This is a genomic window from Mycobacterium sp. NPDC049093 (genome assembly GCF_040704635.1).
Lineage (GTDB): Bacteria > Actinomycetota > Actinomycetes > Mycobacteriales > Mycobacteriaceae > Mycobacterium.
Map to the genome: position 1 here is coordinate 532,602 of NZ_JBEZJS010000002.1, position 14,506 is coordinate 547,107.

The window sequence follows — 14,506 nt, forward strand, 5'->3', positions numbered from 1 at the left end:
CGTCAGCGGGTCAGCTGAAGCGGATGTTCAGCGTCGCCAGGCCGAAGATCTTCTTTCCCTCGGATTTCGCCGCGACCAGAATGACGCCGGTGCGGGTCTCGGGGTCCAGCGACTTGATCTTTCCGCTGAACTCGATATCGCAGCCCTCCTTGGCCGACACGATCGCCGGCTGGGACAACCGCACCGCGTAGCGGGTGACGGCACCGGGGTCACCCGACCACGCGGAGACGAAGCCGGCGCCGAGCCCCATGGTGAGCATGCCGTGGGCGATCACGTCGGGCAGCCCGGCAAGCTTGGCGATGTCCTCGTCCCAGTGAATCGGGTTGGCATCGCCGGCCACGCCGGCATAGTTCACCAGGTCGCCGCGCGACAGCCGGGTGTGGTGCACCCCAAGTTCGTCGCCGACCTTGAGGTCGTCGAAGGACAGGGTTCCGGGCGTGCGGGTGAGGCCGCCTTCGGAGATCCGTACTTCGCCTTCGGGGCGCACGGTCTTCACATAATCGTCATCGGATGCGCCGATACCGGAGAAGTCGACGTCGTGCATCATCGCGTTCTGGACGGCGGTCATCGTCGCCGGATTGATGTCGTCTGCGGTGACGCCGACGACGGTGGTGTGCAGGGTGTGGACCCGCTCGCCGGCGGTGTCGGTGAAGGTGTTGGTGACGGTGATCATGTCGCGGCCCGCGATCCTGCGAACCGCCGTCAATTCGATGTCGATCTTCAGTTCGTCACCTGCCACGATCGGCCGATGCTGCTCGAAGACCTCTTCGGTCTGCAGGTAGGTGTCGTACCCGACGACCACCGATTCGAACATGCGCCGGTTGCAGGCCATGGCCGGGGTCGAGGTGAAGGTCAGCGGCGCGACCAGCCCGGCGTACCCCAGCTTCGCCGCGGCGTCGACGTCCCAGTGTGCGGGGTGATAGTCCTGCACGGCACGCGCGTACTCGCGTACCTTCTCGCGGCCTACCAGGTAGAGGCCGTCCGCCTCGTAGTAGTGGCCGACGCGGGCTTCGAGCGCCGATGCTTCTGGTGCTGCGGTCATGGATTTGCTCAACTTTTCTATCGACTTGTTCGCTGAAGCCGACGAAAGCACATTAACGTCTGTGCGGCACCAGGCATAAAACCGGCAGTTAGGGTTCGCCCATGTCCGGCCCCGGTAACCCCGAGCTTGTGTCTGCCTACGCTGCCCAGTTCAACCGGCACGTTCTCGGTGGGCACGCAGTGGCCTCACCGTTGGGGTTGTGGCTGTTGTTGGCACTGGTGGGGCCCGCCACGCACGGAACTGCCCGCCGCGATCTGGAGGCTGTGCTCGGGACGACCGTGGATGACGCCGCTGGGCGGGCCGGCGCGCTGTTGAGTGACCCGCACCCGGCGGTGTCCGCGCTCGCGGCGGTGTGGGATCGCAAGCTCGGCCCGGCGTTCGACGACTGGGTGCGGACCCTGCCCGATGTGGTGGAGCGGGGTCCGGTCCCGGATCAGGCGCGAGCCGATGCCTGGGCGCGGGACCGCACCGGCGGGCTGATCGACGAATTCCCGCTGCAGCTGGACGAATTGACCAGGTTGGTACTTGCCTCGGCACTGGCCACCGACATCGGCTGGGCGCGACCGCTGGGCACCACGAATGAGTTGGGCGGGGCCTTCGGTACGGCGATCGGTACGGCGTTGATGCTCTCGGACGGAATTCAGCTGATCGTCGAGACCGATGCCGCTGGTCTGGTCGCGGTGGCCGTACCGCCCTCGTCGTCGGCGCTCGACGTCCTCAGCGTGATCGCCGCGCCCGAGGTCGCGCCCCACGATGTGGGCATCGCGGCACATCAGGCGGCCGCGATGCTACGGGGCCACGAGCGCGGCGCGCGCCGGGTCCCGGTCGAAGAACTGGCCGACGGGCACGCATGGACGGTGACCGAGCGCCGCGAACGCCGGGTCGGGGGCCCGGACGTTCACGCCGAGTGGCGTAGTTATCTGCCGGCCTGGTCGGCGACCAGCGACCACGACCTGAACGAGGCCCCCGGCATCGCCCCGGTGTTCGACAGTCTCCGCGGCTTCGCAAGGCGCGAGGACCTGCCGGTGGAGTTCACCGCCAAGCAGTCGGCCGTGGCGTCGTACACGAGGGAAGGGTTCAAGGCGGCGGCGGTGACGGCCTTCGACATGGTCGCCGGATCGGTGCCGCAGTTCCACGAAGTTCTGGTGCGCCGGATCGAGATCCGGTTCAACCGCCCGTACGCGGTCCTGGCCTGCGCGGACCGCTCGGACGGGCCGGCGGCGTGGCGCGGCGTGCCGGTATTCAGTGCCTGGGTCACCGAGCCGCAGGAGACCGTCATCGAAGCGGTCGGTCGACCGCAGCCAGTCGCTGCTCGATGACGGCCAGCGCCCGGCTCGCCCACTCGATGTTCTCTTCCTCGAATCGGATGCCGCGCAGCAGCGTCAGGTAGGGGCCGATGCGGTCGGCCTTGGCCAGGTAGGCGTCTTCGGTACGTCCGGCCAGGAGGTGGTCCTGGCCGCGCCGGTACCGCGCGAGCTTGGCAGTAGCCCATTCCAGGCGTTCGGCGAGCGCGGAGCGGACGGCCTCGATGTTGCCCGAGTCCACGGCCTGGATCTGTACCAGGAGATCCTCCCGGATTGCCCCGGGTTTGGGCGGCACCTCGGTGAACTCGAGCAAGGCCTTGCGACCCGCGTCGGTCAGCGAATACAGGCGCTTGTTGGGCCGCCGGTCCTGTTCGACGAGCCGCGCTTCGATCAGACCCTCGGCGGACATGCGGTCCAGTTCGCGGTAGAGCTGCTGGGGCGTTGCCATCCAGAAGTTGGCGACTGACGCATCAAACCCTTTGGCCAGGTCATAGCCCGACGCCTCGCCGTCGAGCAGCGTGGCCAGGATCGCGTCGCGTAACGCCATGAGCCGATGCTAGCAGCAATGTGAATAATCAAAATGTTGACTATACGAATGGCGCGCGCCTACCATCGCCGCTAGTCGATGAATGGGTTGAGGAGGTGTCATATGCATCCGTTCCGGGAGGCAGTCGAGGCACGTGACGAGGCGGCGATCGAGGCATTGCTGGCCGACAACGTGGTGTTCACCAGTCCGGTGGCGTTCAAGCCGTATCCGGGCAAGCCGATCACTGCGGCGATCCTGCGCGGAGTCATGCGGGTGTTCGAGGACTTCCGCTACATCCGCGAGATCGCCGACACCGACGGCCGTGACCACGCACTGGTCTTCGAGGCCACGGTGGACGGCAAGAAGATCACCGGGTGCGACTTCCTGCATGTCGACGACGAAGGCAAGATCGACGACTTCATGGTGATGGTTCGGCCCCTGTCGGGAGCCACCGCACTGTCCGAGGCGATGGCTGCGCAATTCGAACAGATCAAAGCCGAAGCGGCAGAACAGATTCAGCGAGAGTCCGCCACTGCTTGATCAGCGGCTCGCCGCTGTCGCTTGACCAGCGGCCTGCTCACGGCCTGATCAGCGTCCCCGCATCCGATGCCGCCTTCTTCAGTTCCGGAATCGTCATGTCGGCGTAGTCGGCGTTCACCGGTCCCGACGCGTTGCCCAGCCACGGCACCACGCCGGGGTCGGGGTTGACGCCCAGGTGGTAGGCCTGGATGCCGGGCAGGTGGTACTGGAGGAAGTTCACCAGGATGTCGGCGACGAAGATCGCGGCGCCGATCGGTCCGGTGCTCAGCAGCGCGGCCGAGTTCATCAGCGGGATCGCGGCGTCGGGATCGCCGATCATCACGATCGATCCGTAGTGCGGCTTGCTGCCTCCACCCGGCACGTACTCCGGCATGAACGGCTGCAGTCCGGGCAGGTCGGTGGAGAAGTAGGCCGCCGTGTCGCCGTAGGTCAGCACGTTGACGAACCCGGAGTCGGCGCCGTTGCCCGGCACCGTGGTGTTGAGGCCGGGGCTCTCGAAACCGACGCCGCCGACGCCCGTCTGCTGCGCGACGTAGGCCGCTTCCCATCCGCCGAGTGAGTGCCCGGTGACGAAGATGTCTTCCTTGCGGTAGCCCTGCGCGATCGCGGCGGCCTCCACCTGCTGCTCGAAGGCCACCGAGTCGAGGAAGGCCTGGGGCGGGGTATCGGTGAAGATCACCTGCGTATCGGCGATCACCTGAGAAATCGCGATCAGCGGGTTGTGCAGCAGGTTCGTGCCACCCGTCGTGCCCTGGTAGGCGATGATGATCTGGCCTTCCGGCGTCACCCACGCCTTGCCGGACATACCGGTCAGCACGTTGGTCGATTGCATCTGCTTGCCGTTGACCACGAACGGTTTCAGGTCGCCCGGAGTGCCGCCCCACACGTACGCGGCGGTCGCGGCGTTGAGGAACTGCGACACCGTCGGGGTCTTGCCGGTGGTGGGCCCGTCATACGTCATCGTGGGCGGCACCGGTTGCGCGGCAGGCGTTTTGGTCAGACCCAGCTGGCCTTCGATCTCGCGGAACGCCGCGAAGAGGACATTGTTGATCGGCGCGAAGTCGATCGGGCTCTTCGGGCCGTTCGCGGACACGGTGATGTCCAGTACCTGCAGCACCGTGTTGACGATGCGTCCGGGCAGCTCGGCGATCTTCGCGATCGGCGACAGCGGCTCGGGCGGTTTCGGCGTGGTCTCGGTCGTGCTGGTGACCGCGGCGACCTTGGCGGTCGGCTGGATCGTCTTCGCGGCGGTGTCGGGGGCGGTCCGGACGATTGCGGTGAGATCCGGCAGCGTGGCCTTGATCGCCGGAGCCTGAGCGGGTGCCTGAGACAGTTCCGAAGCCTGCGCCCGTGACGGCGTGGCGTCCGTGATCGCGGACGACGTGATCGCGGCCAGGCGTTTCGTGGTGGCTCGTGGCGAGAAGTCTGACTTGGCCGGCTGCGTGCCGTCGGGCCGGACCGGAGCGGTGGGCCTGATGTCGCGGAGCTTCCCGCGGACGAAGTCGGCAATCGACTCCTGCTGCGGCGCCGACGAATTCGCTTTGGGGGTGGAGGGGGACCGTACAGCGGAGGTGTCGTCGTCATCGTCCGGCGAGGTCGACGAGGACGACGCGGGGGACGTCGCGCCGGCCGCCGGGGTCTTCGGCGAGGACGGAGATGACTTGCCCGGTCGGTTACCGCGACGGTCGGCCGGCTTCTTGGGGCCGTGCCCGGTTCCCGAACTCGAATGGCTCGACGACTGGCCCGTTGAGCCGGATGACCCGGAGGCGCCGGGGTCCGCCCACGCCACGGTGTGTCCGCTGGTGCCTGCGATCCCGACGCCGATCCCGACGGCTATGACGGACAGGCCGTACCGCAGCGGCAGGCGTTTGGCGGTTTTCGGGCAGCGTGAACCGTGCGCCATTATCGATGTCCCCCTTGACATTCCCCGACCTTGTTCGCATCCACCGGTGACGGGAATGCCGGCCGCCGCGAACACATGCCGGCTCAATATATATGACAACGTGTGATGCCAGTCACGAATTCTGAACGAACCGCTTGACAACATACAACCAATCGGTTGTATGTTTGGGAGGTGACCGAGCACGACGAGGACCGGGCAGACGCCCTGTTCCACGCGCTCGCCGATCGGACCAGGCGGGACATCATGCGCCGGGTCCTGGCCGGAGAGCACTCGGTCTCGGTGCTTGCGGCGAAGTACGACATGAGCTTCGCGGCAGTGCAGAAGCACGTCGCCGTGCTGGAGAAGGCCGGGCTGATCACCAAGCGGCGCAACGGTCGTGAGCAGCTGGCCAGCGGTGACGTGGAGGCAGTGCGGTCGGTGGCGTCCATGTTGACTGAGCTGGAACAGGTTTGGCGTGGCCGCATCGCACGTATCGATGAATTGATCGCATCCGATCCCAAGGAGGACTGACCCATGCCCGTGACCGACGTCCAACACGACCTGGACAAATTGACACTGACCATCACCGCCGACTTCGCGGCGCCGGTGCAGCGCATCTGGCAGGTGTACGCCGACCCGCGGCAGCTGGAGAAGGTGTGGGGCCCGCCGACCTACCCGGCCACCGTGGTCGACCACAGCCTCACACCCGGCGGCCGTGTCACCTATTTCATGACCGGTCCGGAGGGCGACAAGCACGCGGGCTACTGGGAGATCACCGCCGTCGACGAGCCGACGAGTTTCTCCTTCGACGACGGATTCGCCGACCAGGACTTCAACCCGAATCCCGAGATGCCCGTCTCGAAGAACGTCTACACCTTTACCGAGCACAACGGCGGCACCCGAGCCGTCTACGTGAGCACCTACGGGTCCGCCGAAGGGCTTCAGCAGGTCCTGAACATGGGTGTGGTCGAGGGCGCTTCGTCGGCGATCAACCAGATCGATGAGCTGATCGCATCCTGACCGACTGAGTGGGGAAACGGGCCCGGTGGGGAATCACTTGTCGCGATAAGCGATCCGGGCCCACCCCGGCGTCGTAATCTCAAGTATGCGTCCGTTCAGGGGTCTCGCCGCAGTAACCGTCAGTGTCGTGTCGGCGGCGGCGGTGGCCGCGGGATGCACGACGACCGCAGGAACCCCGGTGGCGAAAACCACCAGCGATGTGGCGTCCGAGAGCTCCTCGACCGAACCGGCTCGTACGACGACCGAGTCGCCCAAGGCGGCCGAGCCCACCGGGGCGCCGGTCGGTACCGCGGTCATGAAGGTCCTCGGTGGATCCGCCCCCGTGACGATCCGTTACCGCATCAACGGCGGTGCCGAGCAGACCGAATCGAACGTGACGCTGCCGTGGGAAAAGCAGTACTCCGTTTATGAAGAGGTGGAATCAGAGGTCGCCGCCGATGGCGGAAGTGCCACGCTCACTTGCACCATCACGATGGACGGCGACAAACTGGTGTCGTTCAAGACCGAGGTGAAGCCCGTCTGCAACTTCTCCTACTGGGGTTAGCGCTTCCGAATCACGGATACGGCAGCGGTGTGGCATCCCGCGTCTTCATCAGGTGTTCCATGAGCTGGATCTCCTGCGTCTGCTCGGTGACCATGGCCAGGGCAGTACGCCGGATCGTCTCGTTGGAGCCATCGCGGGTCTCGTCGAAGGCCATCTCGGCGCCACCCTGGTGGTGGCGGGTCATCAATTGGAGAAACAACGCTTCGTTGGCGTGGCCGGTGGCGCGCTGAAGGCGGGCCAATTCTTCGGGGGACGCCATCCCCATCTGCATGCCGGTGGGCTGTCCGGTGTCGTGGTGGTGGGACATGCCGTGTCCGGTGCCCTCGGTGGGCACCGTGGGGTTCAGGGGCTGATCCGCCAGCTGCAACCAGCCGACCATGGTGCCGACCTCCGCCTGCTGCTGAAGTCTGATCTGGTCTGCGAGCGTGCGTATTTCGGGTGCGGCGTCTGCACTGAGCAGGTCGCAGATGGTGATCGCCTGCTGATGGTGGGTCATCATCATCTGCGCGAAGCTCACGTCGGCCTCTGACATCAGTGGCGGCGGGCTGCCATGCCGGTGGGATTCGGCGAACGCGCCGAGGAACGCGGCGGCGGCGATGACGACGGTCGCGCCGAATATGCGGGCGGGTATGGAAGCGCTCATCGTGGCGGGTAGACGGTCGGGTCCAGCTTCAGGGTCATGAACCCATTGTCCGAACACGTGACGTAGAGCAGGTTTCCCCGGAACTCCGGCGGTGACATGCACCAGTCTGCGGAGAAATCGGCCGGCTGACCCCAGCCCGGACGGTTGCCCAGCACGATGTCGGAAAGCTGGATCTTCCCGTCGAGGGCAGCCCGTCCCACCCCGAATATTCCGGTGAGTGGTGGGGTCGCGAGAACCGAAAGATTGTAGACGTGAATCGAATTGGGCAGGTCTTCGTACTTCTTGTCAGACTGTGCCGGTGGGTTGAAGTAGGCGAGCTCCGTGATGTGCTCGGGGTCTCGGACGTCGAACACCCGGATACCTGACTGGATCCATCCGCAGGCCAGAGCCGTCGGATCGTCTTGCCGGTCCACCGAACAGTAGTGCGAGTCGTAGGCGAACACCCCGTTGAATCCACCGCTGCTCGTCCAGTTGTCCATGTTCTCGGGCAGATTGATCTCGAGTTTGATGATGTTGCGGAGCTTGAGGTCGGTGGGGTCGGAGACGTCGAACAGTTTGACGCCCCCGGAACCGAGTTCGTCGATGGTGAAGATGTGCGGTACGCCGCGGTAGGTGACGTAGACACTGTGCTGGGCCTCCTGCCCGTCCACCCAGGCTTTGTGGCTGTGGGCCGGAAGCAGTTGGTGCATGGTGAAATCAGGTGCCACCCGGTCCTGCACCGCCGAGGTGTCGAGCACGGTCAATCCGCTGAACTGCGACATGTACATGGTCCGCCCGTCCGGTGCGAAGCCCATGCCGTGCGAGGCCCAACCGACCGGCGCACTCCACACCACATGCGGAGCAGTCGGATCGGTGATGTCCACCGCGCTGTTCCAGATGATGCCTCCGGCCCAGTAGGTGTTGCCGTCGGGCGAGAAGCTGCCCTCGTGGGTCAGCATCGGGATCCGTACGCCGGGAAGGGAACCCGCACCCTCGTTGAGCAACCGGGGGTGTCGACAATCCTGCGAGATGTCGTAGATGGAGATGTAGCCGCCCCCGAACAACAGGGGAACACCGGTTCCGACCAGCAACCCCCGGCCCGCGTGTACCTTCAGGGACTCCCAAGTTCCGCCGACCATCGCCGGCTCGGTGAGCAGATCGGCCTGGACCGGGTGGGCAGGATCGGACGCGTCGATCACCTGCACGCCATTGGTGTAGGGCCAGGTCGACCCGACGTAGGTGCAGTTCTTGTATGAAGTACTCGTGATGCCGGCGCCCGTGCCCTGGTGCTGACCCACCAGGTCGATGTTGCAGTTGTAGCCCTGCGCGCTGCGGTGGTTCTCGCGGTCTGCGACCGGCACCTCGCCCTGCAATCCGGTCTCGACCCGGTCGCCCGGTCGGCATTTTGCCTTGTCGACCGCGGTCGGCCAGATGTCGAATCGCGTGTCGTATCCCGGCGGAAGTCCGGCGTGCGCCGCAGGGGACGGCCCCAGTCCTGCGATGGCCACGAGAAGCGCGACGCATACCGCGCGGAGGAGGTTATCCAGCATCGACCGCATCATGGCATTGCGGAGGGACGCTGCGGACGAAAACTGTCAGATTCTGACAGCTTTTACAGTTAGGCGGCGAACTGTTACGCCCGTGGGTGACGGTCTACCGGTGCCGACCGGATGTCGCTGCCACCGGGCGTGACTCGGATTCGGCGTTCTCGGCGTTGCGATCCGGCGCCAGCATGACGGCGGTGATCGGCACACCGAGTGCGAGCAGGCCGATCACGAAGACCGGGAACAGGAACGAGAACACTTCGGGCCCACCGGGAACCGGCATCATGTGATCGACATTCACCCGCACCGCGGCCATGCCCGTGTAGTGCATGCCGACCACGGCCACGCCCATCACCAGGCCGGCCACGAATCGCAGACCGCGTGATTTCAGGACCAGGGTGAACCACAGCGCTGCGGTGGCGGCGACGACGGCGATCACGAAGGAGAGGACGACAAGGGTGGTGTCGTAGGTCATGGTGCCCTGCATCTGTACCGCCCACATGCCGGTGTAGTGCATCACCGCGACCGCCAGGCCGGTGATCACGCCGCCGGCCAGCAGCCGGCGCAGATCGAATTCGCGGCCGATGGTGATCAGCCCGACGAAGACCGCGGCGATCGCGATCACGGCCGAGGCGATCGTCCAGCCGAGGTGGTAGCGAACCGAGCTGTTGGGGATCGCGAAGCCGAGCATCGCGATGAAGTGCATGAGCCAGATACCAACGCCGCCAATGGCGATCGAGGCCATGAGCAGCCAGCGGAGGCGGTCCCGACCGCTGGTTGCCCTGGCACCGCAGCGGGTGCAGGCGAGGCCGACGACCGAGCCGGTCACCGAGACGATGTACGCCAGGAACAGCAGCCAGAGGCCCATGTCGAAGTGATGTACTTGGTGGTTCATGACGTGGTTTCCTCGAGACTGTGAGACTGGCGGACGGTGGATCTAGAAAGCTGACGACGGAAGTCGTTCCAGCGCGAACGAGGTGATGGCGATCAACGCGTTCTTCGCCGAATCACGTTGCCGGGCATCGACATTGATGATCGGAACGTTCGGCGACACGGACATCGCCTCGCGTAGCTCTTCGATGCTGTGGGTCGGGGAATCGTCGAACTCGTTGACGGCGATCAGGAACGGCAGGCTGCGGGCCTCGAAGAAGTCGACGGCCGCGAAGCTGTCTTCGAGCCTGCGGGTGTCCACGAGCACCACGGCGCCGATCGCGCCGTGGACGAGGTCGTCCCACATGAACCAGAACCGGCGTTGCCCCGGGGTGCCGAAAAGGTAGAGCACGAGGTCGTCGGCGATGGTGATCCGGCCGAAATCCATGGCAACCGTGGTGGTTTCCTTGCCGGGAATCGCTTCGAGGTCGTCGTGGCCCTGCGACGCGTTCGTGACGAGGGCCTCGGTGCGCAACGGCACGATCTCCGACACGGCGCCGACGAACGTGGTCTTGCCGACGCCGAAGCCGCCGGCAATCACGATCTTCGTCGAAGACACCGTGGAGCCGGAGTCAGAGTGCGCGTAAGCCACTGAGGGTCCTTTCGATCAGTAGGCGCCGTTCTGCAACGGTCGAGCGGTCGGTCAGGGTGGCGTGAACTCGGAGGTGGCCGCTGTCCACCAGGTCGCTCACCAGTACCCGGGCCACTCCGATCGGCAGACCGGCGTGAGCCGAGATCTCGGCGATCGACGGTCGGCTGCTGCACAGCCGGACGATGACGGCGGGGATATCGCCTGGCGCGCAGTCGAGTTCACCGGAGGGCAGCAGGGCCTCCACCGGAGCTTCGATCGGGATCTCGACCCGGGCGCGGGTCCGCCCGCCGGTGAGGGTGTACGGCCGGGCGCGGCTGGCGGTCTGCTTCTGCTCGGGTCTGTCCATGCTGAGCGTCATCGAGCTCCATGGTTGGCGCGCGGGGTCGCCTCCACCGTCTTGCCGACCCGGTCGACGAGCAGGGCCATCTCGTAGCCGACCTGTCCGATGTCGCACGAGATCGACGCCAAGGTAGCGAGGTACGAACCGTTGCCGACGCCCATCAACAACAGGAAACCGTCGTCCATCTCGACGATCGACTGGCGCACGTTGCCGGCCTCGAACAGCCGGGCGGCACCGGTGGACAGGCTCGCCAAACCCGATGTCACGGCGGCCAATTGCTCGGCACGGTCAGCCGGAAGGTGGGAATTCGAGGCCATCAGCAGCCCGTCGGCCGACACCAGGATCGCATGTGACACGCCGGGCACGTCGCGGACGAAGTTGGACACGAACCAGTCGAGGGTGCCGGAGGTCCCTGACGGCGTTGCAGCAGAGCCCGCGGACCGATCCTGTGGTTGCGTGCCGGTGTTCATCGATCTCCTTCGATTCGGCTGTGTGCTGCGTCGGTTTCGGCTCGGCCCCTGCGAACGCCGGCCAGTTGTCGGCTCAGGATGTCGCGGATCGCCGCGGGGTCCTTGCCCCCGTTGGCCTTGGCCTGGGGTTCCGATCTTGCCTCATCGGGCACCAGGCGCGCTCCGCGTTCGCGGATCGGCAGTCCGGATGCGGTGTGCCGCTTCGGTTCCTGCTCGACAGCCTTTGCTGCAGCCGCCCAGCCGGCGTCGGCGGAGCTGGACCAGACCCGGTTGCGGGATTCGGGCGCGGTGGGATCCATCAGCCACTCCGACGCCATCCGCTCGAAGATCGGCGAGCTCTCGGACTCAACATCCAGCCACGTGGACTCGGTGGCGGGTGTGGGTGCAGCGTCGGCGGGCTCGGCGGTGGCCGGGGCCGATGTTCCAGAGGTGAAGTAGGACAGCGGGTTGCCGCGCTGTGGCCGGTCGGGTTCCTCGGGTGTTGCCGGAGACGCCGGGGCGGGGGCGGTCAGTGCAGTCACGGGAGCGGGGGTGCCGTTGACGCCGCTGGCACCGGGCGAGCGTTTCGGCAGCCCGTTGACGGTGGCCCGGGCCGGGGTGTCGGATCCTCGCTCCGACGGCAGTGACGCTGCCGTCGAGCCGTTGGCCTCGGCGAGCGTGCCGCCTGCAGCACCCGTCAGCGCATTCCGTCCTTCGTCGGCGGGCAGCGGCCGCGACCCGGTAAACGAGCCGTTGCGCAGATCGTCGAGCGACTCGCCCACCCCGATGGGCGAGATCAGCGTGCCGGGGAGGTGCACACTTGCCGTCACGCCGGGCCGATCGGTCAACGCCGAGGTGGTACGCAGGCGCACCGTGGCTTCATGACGTCCCGCCAGCCGGCCGACCACGAAAAGTCCCATCCGCTTGGCGGTTTCGGAGGTCACCTCACCACCGAGCGCGAGCCGTTCGTTCGCGGCGGTCAAGTCGTCCTTCGACATGCCGAGTCCGCGGTCGGCCACCTCGACCAGCAGGCCGGCGTCGACCGCGCGTCCGACGGTGACCAACACGGGCGCGTCGGGCGGCGAGTAGCGCAGTGCGTTGTCGAGCAGCTCGGCGATCAGGTGGCCGATATCGCCGGCGGCTGAGCCGGCGATCGAGACGTCGGCCAGGTGTCCGACCTGAACCCGGCGGTACTCCTCGACCTCGGACATGGCGGCGCGCAGCATGTCGGGCAGCGCGACAGGCGCGGACACCCGATGGCGCTCCACGGTGTCGGCGAGGACGAGAAGGTTGTCCCCGTTGCGGCGCATACGCGTCGCAAGGTGGTCGAGGCGGAAGAGATGATCCAGCCGGACCGGATCCTCCTCGTCGAGTTCGAGTGTCTCGATGAGGGCCAGTTGCTCTTCGACGAGTGAGCGGCTTCGGCGGGACAGGGTTTCGAACATGTCGCCGATCTGCAGGCGGACACCGTGCTCGCCGGCCAGCCGGACGGCTTGGGAGTGGATGTCGTCGATCGCTCGCGCGAGCTGTCCGACCTCTTCATTGGTGCGGAACGGCAGCGGCTCGATCTCCGGTATGCCACCGCCCTTGCTGAGCCGTTCGATTTCTTCGGGTAGCTCGACCTGCGCAACCTGCAGCGCGCCCTGGCGCAGGCGGCCGATCGACCGGATGAGCGAGCGGCCGACGGCGAGCGCGAAGACGAGGGCGGCGAGCACCGCGCCGAGGATGATCGCGGTGTCACGCAGCGCATCGGACCGGAGGGCGTTGGCGCGATGGTGCAACGTGCCGTCGAGGTCGGCGGACAGGTCCTGCGTCATCGCGCGGTAGCCCTCGACGCTGGCCCGCATCGCGTCGGTGAACGCGGGTGCGTGCACGCTGTCGTCCGACGGCCGGGTGTAGGTGGCGCGACGGACGTCGGATTCCTTGGACAGCGCCGTGGCCTCGTCGGTGGTGGTCAGCCGGTTGAGCCGATCGATCGCGGCCGCTTCCGCTCCTGCCGCGTCCGAGACCTCGCTGCGCAGCTCATCGGAATCGGCGAAGTCGGGTGCGGCGATCAGAATCCGCTGTGCCGTCAGTGCGCGTTGCGCCGCGAGGGCGTCGACGAGTTGGTCCGCGAGCGGGCGCACGGTCCGGTCGTCCACGGTGGCGGTGGTCGCTGCGATCGCGGAGACGACGCCGGAGGCGACGTTCTGCGCCCGCTCGGCGATCACCCGCTGGGGCAGTGGCCCGGATTTGAGGTCGTCGCGCAACGTCCTGGCGGTGGAGGACGCGGTCGTCAGTTCGGTGGCGACGGTCGAGTCGAAGTCGGCGGACTTGATCAGGGTGTCGAGCGCCTTGGCGCTCTCGTCGAATTGTGCGAGCGGCTCGTCGATCGGTGCACCGGAGGCGGCGGCGTATGCCAGTCCGTCGATCCGGTCGACCAGTTCCACCGCCGGCACCACGATCACGGCGTTGTCCGACGCGAGGTTGAGCCGCGATGCGGCCGACAGTTCGTTGTAGATACGTACCGCGCCGAAGGTCGCCGCGAGCATGATCGGCAGCACCAGTGTCGCTGCCACTTTCCACCGCAGCGGCCAGCTCTCGATCGATGCGCGAGAAGCCCGAGTCACGGTCGGACGCGCATGTTCTCCGACGCTCGGATCATGTGCATCCACAGCCGTACCACCCTTCACCGAGCTAATTGACGTTCTAGAAGGGCAGCTCGGCCACGGGACAGGTTAAATGATTGGTAACGATTGTGCATCGACGGGGCTAACCGCGGCGCGTTCGCTGGCGTGCTTCCTTATTTTGTGAGCGCCCCTACATGCACGTTTCTTGCGAATGTAAGAAAGTGGGTCGATTCTTGTGGGCGCTCCTGACGGGCAGGCGGCGCGAGGCGGAGAATCCGGTAGCTGGAACCCGCGACGGCGACGACGGAACACCCTGAGAAACCGCACAACGCGTCCCGGTTCGACCGGTGGGGCGGGTCGCGATCGGCACTCGACGGTCCGCTGTATATACGGCAAACCAGCGGCCGGTTACCCGGTGGGCCGTCGCGTAACTTGGGTGAAGCTCTCAGGGAGGCGCGCGCCGTTTCTTTGGACTCTTCGGAGTTCTGTGAGTGACGGCTCGGATCGGGACGGGACCGCGACACTCGACGGATTCCGCTGCGGGAGGGTGACGCGCGATCAT

The 14,506-nt window shown here is 66.4% G+C and carries 15 protein-coding genes and 1 pseudogene; 6 read left to right on the forward strand and 10 right to left on the reverse strand.

Going from position 1 to position 14,506, the window contains the following annotated elements:
* Nucleotides 1-10 precede the first annotated feature (10 nt).
* Entirely contained in the window at nucleotides 11-1,042 is a 1,032-nt protein-coding gene (locus AB0876_RS08035) for a fused (3R)-hydroxyacyl-ACP dehydratase subunits HadA/HadB (RefSeq protein ID WP_064880320.1), read from the reverse strand.
* Between the two features lie 101 nt (nucleotides 1,043-1,143).
* Between AB0876_RS08035 and AB0876_RS08040 the strand changes: the two are divergent.
* A pseudogene (locus AB0876_RS08040) lies at nucleotides 1,144-1,357 on the forward strand (hypothetical protein).
* Entirely contained in the window at nucleotides 1,321-2,361 is a 1,041-nt protein-coding gene (locus tag AB0876_RS08045; RefSeq protein WP_526041673.1) for a hypothetical protein, read from the forward strand. Before AB0876_RS08040 ends, AB0876_RS08045 begins: the two are co-directional and overlap by 37 nt.
* Here AB0876_RS08045 and AB0876_RS08050 read toward each other — a convergent pair.
* A complete protein-coding gene (locus tag AB0876_RS08050; protein WP_526041674.1) occupies nucleotides 2,318-2,893 on the reverse strand; it encodes a PadR family transcriptional regulator in 576 nt (191 codons plus the stop codon). The genes AB0876_RS08045 and AB0876_RS08050 overlap by 44 nt on opposite strands.
* Before the next feature lie 102 nt (nucleotides 2,894-2,995).
* On the opposite strand from AB0876_RS08050, the gene AB0876_RS08055 reads away from it, so the two are divergent.
* Nucleotides 2,996-3,412, forward strand: coding sequence for a nuclear transport factor 2 family protein (locus AB0876_RS08055; RefSeq protein ID WP_499047958.1), 417 nt, complete (start codon nucleotides 2,996-2,998; stop codon nucleotides 3,410-3,412).
* Nucleotides 3,413-3,449: 37 nt separating this feature from the next.
* Here the strand turns inward: AB0876_RS08055 and AB0876_RS08060 are convergent, their stop codons facing one another.
* The gene (locus AB0876_RS08060) at nucleotides 3,450-5,315 is read right to left on the reverse strand and encodes a hypothetical protein (protein ID WP_526041675.1); all 1,866 of its coding nucleotides are present in this window, start codon (nucleotides 5,313-5,315) and stop codon (nucleotides 3,450-3,452) included.
* A gap of 171 nt (nucleotides 5,316-5,486) precedes the next feature.
* Here AB0876_RS08060 and AB0876_RS08065 point away from each other — a divergent pair, with 171 nt between their 5' ends.
* The 3 genes from AB0876_RS08065 (at nucleotide 5,487) to AB0876_RS08075 (ending at nucleotide 6,858) form a co-directional block, all read left to right on the forward strand.
* Nucleotides 5,487-5,825, forward strand: a complete 339-nt coding sequence (locus tag AB0876_RS08065; protein WP_491839476.1) for an ArsR/SmtB family transcription factor — start codon at nucleotides 5,487-5,489, stop codon at nucleotides 5,823-5,825.
* A 3-nt stretch (nucleotides 5,826-5,828) separates the two neighbouring features.
* Complete coding sequence (locus AB0876_RS08070) at nucleotides 5,829-6,314, forward strand: SRPBCC family protein (RefSeq protein ID WP_526041676.1); 486 nt, start codon at nucleotides 5,829-5,831, stop codon at nucleotides 6,312-6,314.
* An 85-nt stretch (nucleotides 6,315-6,399) separates the two neighbouring features.
* On the forward strand, nucleotides 6,400-6,858 hold the full coding sequence (locus AB0876_RS08075; protein ID WP_526041677.1) for a hypothetical protein: 459 nt from the start codon (nucleotides 6,400-6,402) through the stop codon (nucleotides 6,856-6,858).
* A 10-nt stretch (nucleotides 6,859-6,868) separates the two neighbouring features.
* Here AB0876_RS08075 and AB0876_RS08080 read toward each other — a convergent pair whose 3' ends face one another.
* From AB0876_RS08080 to AB0876_RS08110, 7 genes are all read right to left on the reverse strand, one after another.
* Nucleotides 6,869-7,501 (reverse strand): DUF305 domain-containing protein, encoded by a 633-nt coding sequence (locus AB0876_RS08080; protein WP_526041678.1) that lies wholly within the window; start codon nucleotides 7,499-7,501, stop codon nucleotides 6,869-6,871.
* Nucleotides 7,498-9,030: an LVIVD repeat-containing protein gene (locus AB0876_RS08085; RefSeq protein WP_526041679.1), complete on the reverse strand. Its 1,533-nt coding sequence runs from the start codon at nucleotides 9,028-9,030 to the stop codon at nucleotides 7,498-7,500. The genes AB0876_RS08080 and AB0876_RS08085 overlap by 4 nt, the downstream gene beginning before the upstream one ends.
* A 103-nt stretch (nucleotides 9,031-9,133) precedes the next feature.
* Nucleotides 9,134-9,919 (reverse strand): MHYT domain-containing protein, encoded by a 786-nt coding sequence (locus AB0876_RS08090; RefSeq protein ID WP_491839482.1) that lies wholly within the window; start codon nucleotides 9,917-9,919, stop codon nucleotides 9,134-9,136.
* A 42-nt stretch (nucleotides 9,920-9,961) separates the two neighbouring features.
* Nucleotides 9,962-10,546, reverse strand: coding sequence for a GTP-binding protein (locus AB0876_RS08095; RefSeq protein ID WP_491839483.1), 585 nt, complete (start codon nucleotides 10,544-10,546; stop codon nucleotides 9,962-9,964).
* On the reverse strand, nucleotides 10,527-10,904 hold the full coding sequence (locus tag AB0876_RS08100) for a DUF742 domain-containing protein (protein WP_110776968.1): 378 nt from the start codon (nucleotides 10,902-10,904) through the stop codon (nucleotides 10,527-10,529). The genes AB0876_RS08095 and AB0876_RS08100 overlap by 20 nt, the downstream gene beginning before the upstream one ends.
* Nucleotides 10,901-11,356 carry a roadblock/LC7 domain-containing protein gene (locus AB0876_RS08105; RefSeq protein WP_491839484.1) on the reverse strand — a complete coding sequence of 152 codons (456 nt, stop codon included), beginning with the start codon at nucleotides 11,354-11,356 and terminating at the stop codon, nucleotides 10,901-10,903. Before AB0876_RS08105 ends, AB0876_RS08100 begins: the two co-directional genes overlap by 4 nt.
* On the reverse strand, nucleotides 11,353-13,893 hold the full coding sequence (locus AB0876_RS08110) for a sensor histidine kinase (protein WP_526041680.1): 2,541 nt from the start codon (nucleotides 13,891-13,893) through the stop codon (nucleotides 11,353-11,355). The genes AB0876_RS08105 and AB0876_RS08110 overlap by 4 nt, the downstream gene beginning before the upstream one ends.
* Nucleotides 13,894-14,506 lie beyond the last annotated feature (613 nt).

Bases quoted from the DNA above. Each gene is read 5' to 3' on its own strand.
- AB0876_RS08080 (WP_526041678.1), bottom strand. From the start codon at position 7,501: ATGAGCGCTTCCATACCCGCCCGCATATTCGGCGCGACCGTCGTCATC.
- AB0876_RS08105 (WP_491839484.1), bottom strand. From the start codon at position 11,356: ATGAACACCGGCACGCAACCACAGGATCGGTCCGCGGGCTCTGCTGCA.
- AB0876_RS08055 (WP_499047958.1), top strand. From the start codon at position 2,996: ATGCATCCGTTCCGGGAGGCAGTCGAGGCACGTGACGAGGCGGCGATC.
- AB0876_RS08070 (WP_526041676.1), top strand. From the start codon at position 5,829: ATGCCCGTGACCGACGTCCAACACGACCTGGACAAATTGACACTGACC.
- AB0876_RS08075 (WP_526041677.1), top strand. From the start codon at position 6,400: ATGCGTCCGTTCAGGGGTCTCGCCGCAGTAACCGTCAGTGTCGTGTCG.
- AB0876_RS08085 (WP_526041679.1), bottom strand. From the start codon at position 9,030: ATGCTGGATAACCTCCTCCGCGCGGTATGCGTCGCGCTTCTCGTGGCC.
- AB0876_RS08035 (WP_064880320.1), bottom strand. From the start codon at position 1,042: ATGACCGCAGCACCAGAAGCATCGGCGCTCGAAGCCCGCGTCGGCCAC.
- AB0876_RS08090 (WP_491839482.1), bottom strand. From the start codon at position 9,919: ATGAACCACCAAGTACATCACTTCGACATGGGCCTCTGGCTGCTGTTC.
- AB0876_RS08100 (WP_110776968.1), bottom strand. From the start codon at position 10,904: ATGACGCTCAGCATGGACAGACCCGAGCAGAAGCAGACCGCCAGCCGC.
- AB0876_RS08050 (WP_526041674.1), bottom strand. From the start codon at position 2,893: ATGGCGTTACGCGACGCGATCCTGGCCACGCTGCTCGACGGCGAGGCG.
- AB0876_RS08060 (WP_526041675.1), bottom strand. From the start codon at position 5,315: ATGGCGCACGGTTCACGCTGCCCGAAAACCGCCAAACGCCTGCCGCTG.